Source organism: Anoxybacillus suryakundensis, from assembly GCF_001418025.1.
GTDB classification, from domain to species: domain Bacteria; phylum Bacillota; class Bacilli; order Bacillales; family Anoxybacillaceae; genus Anoxybacillus; species Anoxybacillus tengchongensis.
On the sequence record NZ_LIOK01000012.1, the window covers coordinates 1 to 12,854 of the forward strand.

The 12,854-nt window shown below is 38.1% G+C and carries 16 protein-coding genes; 9 read left to right on the forward strand and 7 right to left on the reverse strand.

The features are described 5' to 3' along the window. Nucleotides 1–336 precede the first annotated feature (336 nt). On the forward strand, nt 337–1,143 hold the full coding sequence (locus tag ASC42_RS09410) for a uroporphyrinogen-III synthase (protein WP_245191178.1): 807 nt from the start codon (nt 337–339) through the stop codon (nt 1,141–1,143). 22 nt (nt 1,144–1,165) lie between these two features. On the opposite strand, the gene ASC42_RS09415 is transcribed toward ASC42_RS09410, so the two are convergent. Further along, nucleotides 1,166–2,839 carry a methyl-accepting chemotaxis protein gene (locus ASC42_RS09415; RefSeq protein WP_055441525.1) on the reverse strand — a complete coding sequence of 558 codons (1,674 nt, stop codon included), beginning with the start codon at nt 2,837–2,839 and terminating at the stop codon, nt 1,166–1,168. A gap of 89 nt (nt 2,840–2,928) precedes the next feature. After that, the gene (locus ASC42_RS09420) at nt 2,929–4,035 is read right to left on the reverse strand and encodes an acyltransferase family protein (RefSeq protein WP_055441526.1); all 1,107 of its coding nucleotides are present in this window, start codon (nt 4,033–4,035) and stop codon (nt 2,929–2,931) included. Nucleotides 4,036–4,204: 169 nt separating this feature from the next. Between ASC42_RS09420 and ASC42_RS09425 the strand changes: the two genes are divergently transcribed. From ASC42_RS09425 to ASC42_RS14085, 3 genes are all read left to right on the forward strand, one after another. After that, on the forward strand, nt 4,205–4,705 hold the full coding sequence (locus ASC42_RS09425; RefSeq protein ID WP_055441527.1) for a metal-dependent hydrolase: 501 nt from the start codon (nt 4,205–4,207) through the stop codon (nt 4,703–4,705). A gap of 65 nt (nt 4,706–4,770) precedes the next feature. Next, complete coding sequence (rraA, locus tag ASC42_RS09430) at nt 4,771–5,247, forward strand: ribonuclease E activity regulator RraA (protein WP_055441528.1); 477 nt, start codon at nt 4,771–4,773, stop codon at nt 5,245–5,247. Between the two features lie 42 nt (nt 5,248–5,289). Beyond that, nucleotides 5,290–5,442 (forward strand): hypothetical protein, encoded by a 153-nt coding sequence (locus ASC42_RS14085; RefSeq protein WP_167338109.1) that lies wholly within the window; start codon nt 5,290–5,292, stop codon nt 5,440–5,442. Between the two features lie 23 nt (nt 5,443–5,465). Here ASC42_RS14085 and ASC42_RS14360 read toward each other — a convergent pair whose 3' ends face one another. Continuing rightward, nucleotides 5,466–5,600 (reverse strand): hypothetical protein, encoded by a 135-nt coding sequence (locus ASC42_RS14360; protein WP_280790530.1) that lies wholly within the window; start codon nt 5,598–5,600, stop codon nt 5,466–5,468. 64 nt (nt 5,601–5,664) lie between these two features. Here ASC42_RS14360 and ASC42_RS09435 point away from each other — a divergent pair, with 64 nt between their 5' ends. Then, the gene (locus tag ASC42_RS09435) at nt 5,665–6,339 is read left to right on the forward strand and encodes a class I SAM-dependent methyltransferase (protein WP_055441529.1); all 675 of its coding nucleotides are present in this window, start codon (nt 5,665–5,667) and stop codon (nt 6,337–6,339) included. Between the two features lie 7 nt (nt 6,340–6,346). Here the strand turns inward: ASC42_RS09435 and ASC42_RS09440 are convergent, their stop codons facing one another. The 3 genes from ASC42_RS09440 to metA all read right to left on the reverse strand — a co-directional run bounded on the left by ASC42_RS09440 (nt 6,347) and on the right by metA (nt 9,415). Then, entirely contained in the window at nt 6,347–6,907 is a 561-nt protein-coding gene (locus tag ASC42_RS09440) for a PadR family transcriptional regulator (protein ID WP_055441530.1), read from the reverse strand. Between the two features lies 1 nt (nt 6,908). Then, nucleotides 6,909–8,414, reverse strand: a complete 1,506-nt coding sequence (locus ASC42_RS09445; RefSeq protein ID WP_055441531.1) for an MDR family MFS transporter — start codon at nt 8,412–8,414, stop codon at nt 6,909–6,911. Between the two features lie 92 nt (nt 8,415–8,506). Next, nucleotides 8,507–9,415, reverse strand: a complete 909-nt coding sequence (gene metA / locus ASC42_RS09450) for a homoserine O-acetyltransferase MetA (protein WP_055441532.1) — start codon at nt 9,413–9,415, stop codon at nt 8,507–8,509. Nucleotides 9,416–9,556: 141 nt separating this feature from the next. Between metA and ASC42_RS09455 the strand changes: the two genes are divergently transcribed. The 4 genes from ASC42_RS09455 to ASC42_RS09465 all read left to right on the forward strand — a co-directional run bounded on the left by ASC42_RS09455 (nt 9,557) and on the right by ASC42_RS09465 (nt 12,391). Continuing rightward, nucleotides 9,557–9,991 (forward strand): BrxA/BrxB family bacilliredoxin, encoded by a 435-nt coding sequence (locus ASC42_RS09455; RefSeq protein ID WP_055441533.1) that lies wholly within the window; start codon nt 9,557–9,559, stop codon nt 9,989–9,991. Between the two features lie 40 nt (nt 9,992–10,031). Next, a complete protein-coding gene (locus tag ASC42_RS09460) occupies nt 10,032–10,808 on the forward strand; it encodes a class I SAM-dependent methyltransferase (protein ID WP_055441534.1) in 777 nt (258 codons plus the stop codon). A 35-nt stretch (nt 10,809–10,843) separates the two neighbouring features. Continuing rightward, nucleotides 10,844–10,975, forward strand: coding sequence for a YuzL family protein (locus ASC42_RS13750; protein ID WP_072242719.1), 132 nt, complete (start codon nt 10,844–10,846; stop codon nt 10,973–10,975). 195 nt (nt 10,976–11,170) lie between these two features. Then, nucleotides 11,171–12,391, forward strand: coding sequence for a dicarboxylate/amino acid:cation symporter (locus tag ASC42_RS09465; RefSeq protein WP_055441535.1), 1,221 nt, complete (start codon nt 11,171–11,173; stop codon nt 12,389–12,391). 21 nt (nt 12,392–12,412) lie between these two features. On the opposite strand, the gene ASC42_RS09470 is transcribed toward ASC42_RS09465, so the two are convergent. Next, on the reverse strand, nt 12,413–12,778 hold the full coding sequence (locus ASC42_RS09470) for a GIY-YIG nuclease family protein (protein WP_055441536.1): 366 nt from the start codon (nt 12,776–12,778) through the stop codon (nt 12,413–12,415). Nucleotides 12,779–12,854 lie beyond the last annotated feature (76 nt).

The window sequence follows — 12,854 nt, forward strand, 5'->3', positions numbered from 1 at the left end:
TTAGTTGGTTACTGCCTTGTTTTTCGTTTATCATAAAATATTTTATTCAGAAAATTCTGCATAAAATGTTTTTATTTTTTATGCAACGCTACTGTGCTAGTATAATAAAAAATAAGTTTAACAAAATCTCTTTAATTAGCGAGGGCATATGAAGCCGCTCCTTTCGACATATGTTTGAATAATTTGAATATTTCCGTCGAATCGTCTCTTTCATTGTAAGCTAAGTTAACGATGGTGTGAATGTGTAACTGTTCGATGTTTTTTGTCATGTTTCAACAAAATTTGCGCTATTTTGCATTTTTATATGATATGATGGGGAAAAAGGAGATGAGAGAAATGGTTGAGAAAGCATTGGCGAATAAAAAAATTGTGATATGTGCCTCCCGTAAAATTGAGGAAATGAGTTCGCTTATCGCTAAGCAAGGAGGCATTCCGATCTCACGCCCTGCCCAAGGAACAATATTTTTCAATGAAGAGCTAAAGCAACAACTTCACCAAATTGTGAATGAAAAGAATGATTGGTTTATTTTCACGACAGGAATCGGTGTCGAAACGCTCATGAAAACAGCGGACGAATGGGGAATGAAGGAATCGTTACTTGAAGCGATTCGTCAAGCACATGTGGCGGTACGTGGTTATAAAACAATGAATGTGCTACGTACATACGGGGTCAGTCCGAATATAACGGCAGATGATGGAACGACACAAGGTCTTATATGCGCTTTGGAAGGTGTGGGATGGAAAAACAAAAACGTAGTTGTTCAGCTTTATGGAGATTCTATCCCATCGTTACAACAATTTCTAGTTAAACAAGGGGCTTTGTATAAAGAAGTATGGCCATATCTTCATACCCCACCTACATCAGATGTGATGAAACAGCTTGTTGAAGAAATTATTTCTCGTTCTGTGCAAGCGGTTTGTTTTACATCAGCGATTCAAGTACGCTTTTTCTTTTCGTTTGTTAACAAGTGGGGGAATTTACAAGAAGTAAAACAAGCATTTGCAGAGGATGTTGTGGCTGTTGCGGTTGGGAAGGTGACAAAAGAAGCGTTACATGAAGAAGGGATTGTACGTGTCATTGCACCCGATCACGAACGAATGGGGGCTATGATTGTTGAACTAGCTAAGTATTTTGAGAAGTAGACGTGCACTCATGCATGCACGTCTACATACGAAATGATTCGACAGTTGAGCGTAGCTGATCGCCGAGTTTCGCTAGTAATTGAGCAGCGGAAGAGATTTGTTCGTTCATTGCTAGTTGTTCTTCCGCGGTTACTGCGTTCTCTTTGCTTTTCTGCATGACTTGTTGTGATAGCTGTTTTAGCTGTTTCATTGTTTGTGTTAGTTCGTTCGAAACTGCCGTCATTTGTTCAATGGCTGCAGATGTTGTTTGTATTTTTGAAAATACTTGTTCAACAGATTCATTGATGGCGTAAAATGATTGTTCCGTTTGTTCGTAGTATATTGTACCGTCTGTAAGTTTTTGTGTATTTTGTTCCATTGCTTTGGAAACTTTTTTCGTTTCTATTTTTATTTTCTCAAGCATCATTTCAATTTCTTTTGCCGCATCTTTTGATTGCTCAGATAGTTTTCGCACTTCGTCGGCGACAACGGTAAATCCTTTTCCATGCTCTCCTGCTCTGGCCGCTTCAATTGCAGCATTTAATGCAAGTAAATTTGTTTGTTCAGCAATTGTAGTAATGACGTTTGTAATTTTTCCGATCGTTTCCGAATGACTTTCTAACGACTCGACAAGTGTTTTAGTTGTGAACATGGCGACGCGTACTTCATTTGCTTGCGTCGAAACGGCCTGGATAGCGTGTTTCCCTTTGCTTACAGATTCATATGCTCGCTCCGCTGATGTAAGTAAATCCCCGCTGTTTTCAGCAATTTGATTCATTCCGATCGATAGTTCATGCAATGCATGATCAGACGCTGTCAACATGTGTAGTTGTTTTTGCGCTTCAGCATATGTTTGTTCGGCCATTTCCGTGGCTTTTTCAGCTGACTGTGTACTTTGTTCGGCGCTTGCTGTAAACTGTTCTGCTTGTGATGCCACTTGGATTGATACTTCTTTCATTGTTTGTATCGTTTCTTTTAAATGCATTTTCATACGATTAATTGATTCAATCATATGTCTTGTCTCGTCTTTTGTTTTAACTAATAAAGGGGGAGAAGATAAATCTTGTTTTGCCACACGTTGTAGTTCATCAGATACGAGGAGAATAGGTTTGGCAATTTGACGACTGACTAAAAAGGAAGCGATGCCACCTAGTAAAACAAGGGATGTGATGCTCGTAAGTGATATAATGTACGTTTGTCTCATGTAATGTTCAATATGCTGTTGATCCGTTACTAATAGTTTTTTCTGTCGTTGCAACATTTGTTCAGCTGTTTGTAAAAAGAGGCTTCCTGTTTTTTGTAGTTTTTGAATGACGTTTGACTGTTCTAGTTTGTTAGTTGTGCGTAAAAATTGCTGGACGAGTTGAAAATATTCATATTCTAGTTGTTGTAATTGATTGACAATCGCTTTGCTTTCTGATGTTGATAACATCGAGTTTATTTGCTCATAATTTGTATAAAACAGTCTTCGTTTTTCTTCGTAACTCGTTAAAAAGTCGTTGTCTTTTAGTAGTAAATAAGTAAGTATATCCTTCCTTTCTTCATAAAAAATAGTAACCATTTCGTCTGTTTTCGTAATGACATTGAAACGATGATTGATTAAACGTTTATACATTTCATTTGTTTCATTCATTCTAAATATTTGAAATCCTCCTATACATATCACGAACAACAAAACGATGAAAAATCCTAAAAATATTTTTCGACTAATGCTCATTTTCTTACTCCTTTCTCTATTTGTCCAATTTATTATATGCTTGAAACAAGAGGATGTTTGGATAAACAAAATAAAAAGGCATCCCGCTATTAACTTGGGATCCCTTTTTTGAGTTTTGAAATCGTTGGAATAGAAAGTGTCCGATGTTCCCGGGTTTGACCGATTAAAAGCAAGCTAAGGGGTGTTGCGTGCACCATATAACAAATGCCGATTGACGCGATGGTTGTAATTAAGAATAAGATTACCGCTTGTAACATGGAATACATTGTCGTCGGAATCATCGGTGCGAACATATGTAGGAAGAACACATGTCCAATATATGCACCGTACGTATATCGACCGATAAAACGCAACGCGGTATATAATCGAGATTTTGTCTGTACAATCGTGATCGATAAACCGTATAACAAGAAAATTTCTGATGTAACGTATAACACCATCGAAGGTTTTAAATACGTAATCTCTGTTAAATCGATAGAAAAGATACTTTGAGATATAAATAGCTCATAACCAACAACGATAAAAAGCGATAAAAATAAAAATGTGTTAAGTGGAATCGCCTGAATAACAAATTTCCGCCAACTTGGTAGCGTGTATGCTGCCACACCCCCTAAACAAAAGTAAAAGAAATAAGCCAAAAACGTGCGATCTACATAATGTATATATGATTCGCTTTGAACGATCGGAGAAATGAACGTAATGAAGCCAATGTAAATAATTGAGCTAACAATAATAAATGATTTCCAATACTTTTTTTGATCAAGCCAACGGAAAAATGGAACAATGATTAAAATCAGTAAATGAAATTGTATAATCATTACGACGTACCATAAATGTGGTGCTGCCTCGCCGAGCACTAGTTGTTTCATTACTTCAGATGCATGCAGATGGCTAGAAAATAATATAAAATAAACAAATGACCATACGATATATGGAATCATGAGTTCTGTCCATTTATGAGACACGTATCGTCGATAATGAATCGCTTCTTTCTGTTGCGCCATATGAAATCCAACTAAAAACACGAACACAGGAGCGGAAAATTTGACAAAATGAAATAACATCCCCATCATAATCGCTTCCTCAGCATGCGGAGAGTGATGATTCATAATGTATAATAACGCACTTTGAAACACAACAGCTAAAAATGCTAAACTTTTCATAACGGTTAGTTCTGCAGGTGTTTTTTTCATCATTTTTCCTCACCAGCTTCATTTGTCAGTTTGTTCATATATTAGTATAATGCTAATAGTTTCACAAAGTTGATTCAATGGATGAACATTTGTTGAAAAAACCATCACAAATTCATGAATGTTAATAATAAATGTTGTGTAAAACGTTTACAAAAAGGAAGGCGAAAAAATAATGCGTTATCATACTCATATTGTTTCATCATTAGCTATCGGTGCTGGAATTGCAACGTATACTCCTGTATCTTTCACTATTGCTTATGCCGCTGGATTAGCTATCGGGGGGTTGCTTCCTGATATTGATGAGCCAAACTCATACATTGGTCGTCGCTCGCTCGGTGTGGCAAAACAAGTAAAAAAGGCGTTCGGTCATCGCGGATTTACGCACTCATTACTAGCCTGGGGAGCGATTACCGCTGTTTTATTATTGCAACATTTTTCATCTTTTACACTTGGATTATGTCTTGGTTATGCGTTTCATGTTTTAGCCGATTACTGTTCAAGTCAAGGTGTTCCGTTGTTATGGCCATTTTCCAAAAAAAGATATCGGTTTATCGTTACATATCGTACATCTAGTTTTTTTGAAACTGTGCTTTTTTACTGTTTTCTCGCCTTATTCATCTATTTCTTAACGAACGGCGCGATAGAAGAACAAGGTTCATTATTTCTATTCTAATTGATTGATTTTTTAGAATAGATTGACTATTATTATGGTGAGATTAGCGAAAATGGGGGATGAGGATGAAAACGGCGGATTTATGTGATCAATATGGAGAACGTGTGCGCGTTTGTTCGCTTGCATTTCGAAACTACGGGAAAAAAACATCGTTTTATGGACCCATCACAACAGTAGATGTTTTGGAAGATAATGTACTCGTCCGAGAAGCACTAGAAACGGTACCAGCAGGAAGTGTAGTCGTTGTTGATGGAAAAGGTTCAAAACAATGTGCGCTTGTGGGCGATCGTCTTGCGCAAATTGCGTGTGACCGTCAATTAGCAGGCATTATTGTACATGGATGTATTCGTGATTCGAAAGAAATAAGCGCGATGCCAATTGGCGTACTTGCACTTGGAACATGTCCGCGTAAAAGTAAAAAGGAAGGAAAAGGGACGCGAGATACGATTGTACATTTCGGAGATATAGAGTGGAAGCCAGGTACATACGTATACGTTGATGAAGATGGGGTGATCGTTTCAGACAATCCATTACATGAATAGCAATTTTTTTGGTTATTCTATCGTCTAAAGGGGGAATAGACGATGGATAAAAGACGAACGATTATAGAAGATGGAGTAGCGTTTGCTGAGCAAGAAATCAATCGTTATTTTTACGAGCATCAAGGTGAAGAAGTTGTCCCTTTTTATATTGGCAACAATACACCTGCTATTCGTGTCAGTAAGCAAGAAGAGTGAGTCGGGCGATCAGCCCGACTTTTTTAATGATCTGTTTTATCGTTTTGGTTTTTATTTTGTTTGCGCCCTTTACTGTTGTCTCCTACACCATCATGTAGTTCCCCGTGCTGTGTCGGTGCGTTTTGATTTTTACTTCCTTTATTCACTTTTTTTGTCATGTTTTTTACTCCTTTCTGCTACAATAGACTTAACATGTTTAGTTTTTCGAAAAGGAGTGGAGTTATGCACACATGGCATAAAGAGGCAGAAAAACAATGGGATGAACGAGCAGAGTGGTGGCATCAAAGCAGCGAAGAGATGTGGGAGAGAGGAAGTAGAAAGACGATTATTCCGTTTGTGACAACATATATGCGGAAGGACGGGTATATTGCGGATATTGGTTGTGGCGATGGATACGGATCATATAAACTGTGTGAACAAGGATATCGTGTCATTGGATTAGATTTATCAAGTGAAATGATTGAATTGGCGAAAAAACAAAGGCCTCATGAACATCTTCATTTTCAACAAGCGGATGTTATGAATTTGCCTTTCCCAGATGAGACGTTTGCAGGTGCCATGATCATTAATTGTTTAGAATGGACAGAACAGCCGCTTGCAGCGCTTGAAGAAGTTCGCCGTGTGTTAAAAACAAACGCATATGTATGTGTTGGCATTCTTGGACCAACGGCCGCTCCGCGAGTGAATAGTTATCGCCGTCTATATGGTGAAGCAGTCATTTGCAATACGATGATGCCTTGGGAGTTTGAACAGTTAGCGAAGGAAAATGGGTTCACTCTTATTGCTGAAGAAGGAGTATATAAGCGCGGAGTTGATGGTTCTTTCCTTCAACAGCTCTCAACTGAATTAAAACAAGCTGTTTCGTTTATGTGGTTGTTTATGTTGCAAAAAAAGTGAGGGAAGCTTATTGCCATAAGCCTCCCCCTTTTTCTTTTAGTTTTTTATTGTTAGCAATGTTAATCAATTGTTGCAGCCACTCTACTTCTGTTTCTAAATGCATAATGACCCCTTTTAATACGTATAATTTTGTCACGTATTCATTTTCACGCTTTTGTTCAAAGATCAATTTTAACTTTTCAAGTTGTTGTTTTGTTTCGTGTAATCGTTGCTTTAATACTGCACTTACTTTTTCCTCATCAGCATATGCAGCAAACGACAGTCCTGCATAAATAGAGCGATGAATATGTTCGTGTTTTTGCAATTGTTCTAGCAATAATTGTTCGAAATGTTGTTTTCCTTTTTCAGTAATGCGGTAAATTGTTTTATCTGGACGATTCGAATCACGTACAACATCGACTACTTCTACATATCCTTGTTTTTCGAGTTGCTCGAAAGCGTAATAAAGAGAGCCGGCTGCCAGTTTAATGTAATGTTTCATATGACGTTCATTGACAATTTGCTGAATTTCATACGGATGTTTTTCTCCTTCCATCAACAAACCGAGAATGACGAGTTTCACGCTCATTTTATTTCCCTGCTTCTACACGTTTTTGTATTTCGAGTTTTTCATTCCCCATAAAGAAAATGAATAGAAAAGAAAGGGCAATCGGTATTAATGCAAGCGAAAACGCATAAGTAATCGATGATGCTAGCGCATCGACAATTTTTTGTAAAATAGGTGTCGGAATTTGTGCGCGTGTTCCCGCTTCAAACAGTGCGCGAGGGTCAAACGCATGTGTCGATGGCATCGAATGAAAAGCTTCTTTTAAGTTGTTAGTTAATGTATTTGTTTGAATAGTACCAAAAATTGTAATACCGAGTGTCATACCAAGCGAGCGAAAAAACGAATTGGTTGAATTTGCTGTGCCGCGGAAACGTGGCTCTAAGTTGTGCATCGATGCTGTCGGTAACAAAGAGAAAGAGAACCCTACACCAAACCCAGAAATCGCCATATATATAGTTAACCATATGCGCGATGTTTCTGGTGTCATAAGACTAAGTAAGAGCATACCTGTAAAATAAGCGATTACAGAAATAAACATAATATTTCGATACGACGTTTTTGTTTGTGAAACACCAGCAAATGAACTGCCTGCGACAGACCCAAGCATCATTGGCATTAAGATGAGTCCGGCATTTTTCGCTGTACCGCCATAAACCGCTTGTACAAACACCGGGATAAAAACTGTTAAAATGACAAATGTAGCACCGTATAAAAAAGCAAGCAACTGTGCGACAGCAAACGTTCGCCGTTTAAAAAGTGAAAATGAGATAATGGGCTCCTTTGCTTTCGTTTCTACATACAAAAATGCTAGTAAAAAAATAGCGCTAATTGTAAATAATGATACGATCGTGATCGAGTTCCAATCATATTTTTTTCCACCTAATTCAAGAGCAAACATTAGGCTAACGACTGTGACGACGAGGGTGAGTGCACCAAGCCAATCGATTGATTGTTTTGTATGTGGCGTTGTTTCTTTGTAATAACGAACAATGAAAAAAATAGACAATAAACCGATTGGGACATTAACGTAAAATACCCAATGCCAGCTTAAGTAATCGGTAATATAAGCACCGAGCAACGGACCAAGCACGCTTGACATCCCAAAGACCGCGCCGAGCAATCCAGTCATTTTCCCTCGTTTTTCTGGCGGAAACACGTCAAATACGATTGTAAATGCAATGGGCATTAATGCCCCGCCACCAATTCCTTGAATCGCACGGAAAATGCTAAGTTGTACAATGCTTTGTGCTAAACCACAGAGCGCAGAACCGATTAAAAAGACGATTAACCCGAATAAAAAGAAACGTTTTCGACCATACATATCGGATAACTTTCCAAAAATAGGCATACCGGCCATGACAGTAACCATGTAGGCGGATGTAACCCAAACAAATTGATCTACCCCGCCCAAATCAGCAACGATTGTCCCAATTGCAGTTGCAACAATCGTATTATCCATCGCTGCCATTAAAATGGCCAATAGCAGCCCAGCAATAATAAACGATAAATGTCGTTGTTCACTTTCCATTTTATTACTCCTTTCTGTATGAAGAATATACAAGTTATTATATTCAAATTTGAGTAATATAGCAATAAAAATCCTCGCTGTGCGGCGAGGAATTATTCCCATACGTATGGCGTTTCTTGATAAACATAGTAATTGAGCCAATTTACAAACAACAAGTTGGCGTGCGATCGCCATGTGTTACGTGGTTGCTCATTCGGATCGTCATGTGGAAAATAATATTTTGGAATTTGAATGTCTAAACCTTTGGCTATATCACGTTCGTATTCTTCTTTTAGTGTCGTCGCATCATACTCTGGATGCCCTGTCAAAAACACTTGCTTTCCATCATTGGAAATAACAAGGCAGACACCTGCTTCTTCGGATGAAGATAAAATCGTCAGCTCTGAAACAGCTTCGATATGCTCACGTTTTACATCTGTATGGCGCGAGTGTGGAATTTTGTGAATATCATCAAATCCACGGATGAGTTTAACGTGCTTTTGTTCTAACATATGATCAAATACACCGAAACATTTTTGTGGCAAGTCATATTTTGGAATCCCATAATGATAGTACATTCCTGCTTGTGCACCCCAACAAATATGTAACGTAGATGTGACATTTGTCTTTGTCCATTCCATAATTTGAGTTAACTCATTCCAGTAATCGACTTGTTCAAACGGTAAATGTTCAACGGGTGCCCCGGTAATAATCATGCCGTCGTATTTTCGATGTTGAACGTGTTGGAATGTCGTGTAAAATTGATCGAGATGATATTTTGATGTTGTTTTTGCCTCATGTGTTTCTGGTCGTAAGAAGGTTACATTCACTTGTAGCGGTGAATTCCCAAGTAAACGCAACAACTGTGTTTCTGCTTTTTCTTTTTGTGGCATTAAGTTTAAAATGATAATGTTTAATGGTCGAATATCTTGAGAATAGGCGCGATCTTCATCCATGACGAAAATATTTTCTTGTTCTAGTATTTCTTTTGCTGGGAGATCACGTGGAATATTAATTGGCAATGTTCTCAACCTCCTACATCATGTAAATACATTCATTATAAAAATTTTTAGAAAATTGTTCAATGTTTTTTATTTTGTTGATTTTTCTATTTACATTGTTGTATTCTTGTAAAAGCAATAATGATTTGGAGGGATGTACGTATGTTTATGTCATATGAAGAATATATGCGTCAAGTAGTACAACCAATGCGCGATGAATTAGTAAACGGTGGATTTAAAGAATTGCGTACGAGTGAAGAAGTGGAACAGTTTATGGAACAAGTAGAGGGAACGACTTTTGTTGTCGTTAATTCTGTTTGTGGTTGTGCAGCAGGGCTTGCACGTCCAGCAGCTATTCAGGCGGTACAAATGAGCGAAAAAAAACCGGATCATCTCATTACTGTTTTTGCGGGACAAGATCGGGAAGCGACAGTAAAAATGCGTGAATATTTTGTCGGTATTGAACCTTCTTCTCCATCGATGGCGTTATTGAAAGGAAAAGAAGTTGTTCATTTTATTCCACGCCACGATATCGAAGCGAATTCGCTTGAAAATATTATGCAAAATATTATGCAAGCTTTTGAAAAACATTGCTAAGGGTGTCCTACAGACATCCTTTTTCTTTTGAGGTGAACATATGATTGTGACTACTGCAGGTAGAACCAACGATCAAATGATTGAGAAAGCGAAACAAATTGCGTTAGAATTACACACTTTATATATTCCGCGTCGAAAACGTTCCATTACAGCTATTCAACAACATACGACTCAGCCTATTCTTGTTGTTGGGAAAGAAAGGTTAGAGGTTCATTTTCCGCACGGACACGAACCATTATTTTTTCATCCTAATTCTGCTTCTTTTCGCGCGAAACGCATTTTAAAAGGAGAAAGTGAACCGTTTTTACAAGCAACGAAGTTACAAAAAGGGATGACGTTTTTAGATTGTACGCTTGGATTGGCAGCGGATAGCATTATTGCTAGCTTAGTTGTCGGTGAGGAGGGGAAAGTGGTAGGAGTTGAGGGAAGTGCATATATTGCTTACTTAACAAAACAAGGGTTGCGTCATTGGGACAGCGATGTAGTTGAACTTAATGAAGCGATGCGACGCATTCATGTGCATCATGCCGATTTTCGTTCATTTTTAGCGCAATGTGATGATCAGTCGTATGACGTCGTTTATTTCGATCCGATGTTTGAAGTAACAATTGAGGAAGCGGATGGGGTCAAGGGATTAAAACAAGCTGCGCTATATACGGATCTAACGGTAGAAGTGATTGAACAAGCAAAGCGAGTGGCACGTCAACGAATCGTATTAAAAGACCATTGGCAAAGTTCGAGATTTCAACAATTCGGTTTTTCGGTTTATCGAAGAAAAACAGCAAAATTTCATTTTGGGACGATTGAACTTTCGTAAATGGCACAAAATAAAAAAGCAGGGAGGTGAATAAAGTGGGTAAACGAAAAAAAGATGCTTCGAAAACGGGGTTGAGTTCACCGGAAATAAAAGGACAAGGAACGATGGAAAAGGAACCAAGTGGCATTGAAGTGGATTCAAGTCGTAAAAAAACAAAGCGGATGTAAACTACCACGTGATAGTGGTAGTTTTTTTTGTAAAAAAAGAAATTCAACTACTTTTCTAACAATTATATTCATTTTTTCTTTACAATTTCAAAAAAAACATTTACAATTGAAACGGTCCTCTCCTTTAACTCTTTTTCCGTACAAAGTTGAATACGTTTTACAGCAAAAGATGCAGAACTTGATGGAGGTGTGGATATGTCGATGACAAAGAAAATTTTACTCGGAATGTTTGCAGGAATTATCGTAGGTCTTATTTTCAACTTAGCCCTTCCAACAGAATGGTTTGACCTCACAAAAACGTACGTGCTCAATCCACTTGGCACAATATTTATTAACTTAATCAAACTGCTTGTTGTTCCAATTGTACTTGTGTCGCTTATTTTAGGGGCAGCTGGTGTCGGTGATCCGAAAAAACTTGGTCGTATCGGTATGAAAACTATTGCATTCTTCTTAATTACTACTTCTTTGGCACTTATCATTGCTTTGACGTTAGGATCTGTGATTCGTCCGGGAGAAGGAAATTTTAATTTAGAAGGGGCAACGTTTGAAAAGAAGGAAGCTCCACCAGTTGTAGATACATTATTAAACATTATTCCAACCAACCCATTTCAAGCAATGGTAGAAGGGAATATGCTTCAAGTAATTGTCTTTGCAGTGCTTGTGGGGATGGCAATTGCTCGTCTAGGTGATCGGGTAAAACAAGTACGAGTATTCGTAGAGCAAGCCAATGATGTTCTCATGTACTTAGTCGAATGGGTGATGAAGTTCGCTCCATACGGTGCTTTTGCATTGATTGCTATCGCCATTGGAGGACAAGGATTCGACGCGATCGCAGCGATGGGGAAATATATGTTTGCTGTATTGTTAGCATTATTTGTTCATTTCTTCGTTGTGTATGGTGTAGCTGTATGGACACTTGGAAAAATGAACCCTATCGCGTTTATTAAAGGGTTTTCCCCAGCGATGGCTGTTGCATTTAGTACATCGAGTAGTAATGCTACATTGCCAATATCTATGGAAACAGCACAAAAAAATTTAAACGTTCCAAAAAGCATTAGCGGTTTTGTGCAACCACTTGGGGCAACCATCAATATGGACGGAACAGCCATTATGCAAGGTGTTGCAACGATGTTTATCGCGCAAGTGTATGGTGTTGATTTGACATTTAGTGATCTTTTGACAGTCATTTTAACGGCAACACTCGCGAGTATTGGTACAGCAGGCGTTCCGGGTGTTGGTTTAATTATGCTTTCTATGGTGTTGACATCCGTTGGTCTACCAGTGGAAGCTATTGCTCTTATTTTAGGAGTTGACCGTTTGCTTGATATGACGAGAACAGTCGTAAATATTACAGGCGATGCTGCATGCGCAGTAATTATAGCTAAATCAGAAGAAAAATATGAAAAGGCGAGCTAAACGAGGGGACATACCCCTCGTTTATTGTTTATAGTAAATAAGATGAGAAAAACAACGACAGTCGGATGAGCCAAATTTTTTTGCGACCCATTGCCCTCTGTATTGTTCAAAAAGTTGCTGTACACGTTCACATTCACTAAGTTCAGAGGAATATGTTTGGACATGTGTAATTTCACTGTATGGACGAATGTAATCAATATGCCAATGCTTGCGTTTTTCTACTTGGAGATGGCGTTGAATACGTGATTGTATGTTTCTTTTCGCGCTCCCTACATAAATATAATTTCCGCTTGGAAATACAATCGTCCCTAATTTTCCTACTTGTACAGTTGTATGGCTATGCAATGTAAAGAAAATAGCGTATACTGTATGTTGATTGTTAAACATTTCTCACACCCCTCAAAAATTTGTCATTGAAAAATGAAGATATTAGCAATAAAATAAAAAAGAAGCGTATGTATGA

What these genes read in the sequence shown, in the direction of transcription:
- ASC42_RS09410 (WP_245191178.1), top strand. Translation starts at nt 337, where the DNA reads ATGGTTGAGAAAGCATTGGCGAATAAAAAAATTGTGATATGTGCCTCC.
- ASC42_RS09415 (WP_055441525.1), bottom strand. Translation starts at nt 2,839, where the DNA reads ATGAGCATTAGTCGAAAAATATTTTTAGGATTTTTCATCGTTTTGTTG.
- ASC42_RS09420 (WP_055441526.1), bottom strand. Translation starts at nt 4,035, where the DNA reads ATGATGAAAAAAACACCTGCAGAACTAACCGTTATGAAAAGTTTAGCA.
- ASC42_RS09425 (WP_055441527.1), top strand. Translation starts at nt 4,205, where the DNA reads ATGCGTTATCATACTCATATTGTTTCATCATTAGCTATCGGTGCTGGA.
- rraA (WP_055441528.1), top strand. Translation starts at nt 4,771, where the DNA reads ATGAAAACGGCGGATTTATGTGATCAATATGGAGAACGTGTGCGCGTT.
- ASC42_RS14085 (WP_167338109.1), top strand. Translation starts at nt 5,290, where the DNA reads ATGGATAAAAGACGAACGATTATAGAAGATGGAGTAGCGTTTGCTGAG.
- ASC42_RS14360 (WP_280790530.1), bottom strand. Translation starts at nt 5,600, where the DNA reads ATGACAAAAAAAGTGAATAAAGGAAGTAAAAATCAAAACGCACCGACA.
- ASC42_RS09435 (WP_055441529.1), top strand. Translation starts at nt 5,665, where the DNA reads ATGCACACATGGCATAAAGAGGCAGAAAAACAATGGGATGAACGAGCA.
- ASC42_RS09440 (WP_055441530.1), bottom strand. Translation starts at nt 6,907, where the DNA reads ATGAGCGTGAAACTCGTCATTCTCGGTTTGTTGATGGAAGGAGAAAAA.
- ASC42_RS09445 (WP_055441531.1), bottom strand. Translation starts at nt 8,414, where the DNA reads ATGGAAAGTGAACAACGACATTTATCGTTTATTATTGCTGGGCTGCTA.
- ASC42_RS09455 (WP_055441533.1), top strand. Translation starts at nt 9,557, where the DNA reads ATGTTTATGTCATATGAAGAATATATGCGTCAAGTAGTACAACCAATG.
- ASC42_RS09460 (WP_055441534.1), top strand. Translation starts at nt 10,032, where the DNA reads ATGATTGTGACTACTGCAGGTAGAACCAACGATCAAATGATTGAGAAA.
- ASC42_RS09465 (WP_055441535.1), top strand. Translation starts at nt 11,171, where the DNA reads ATGTCGATGACAAAGAAAATTTTACTCGGAATGTTTGCAGGAATTATC.
- ASC42_RS09470 (WP_055441536.1), bottom strand. Translation starts at nt 12,778, where the DNA reads ATGTTTAACAATCAACATACAGTATACGCTATTTTCTTTACATTGCAT.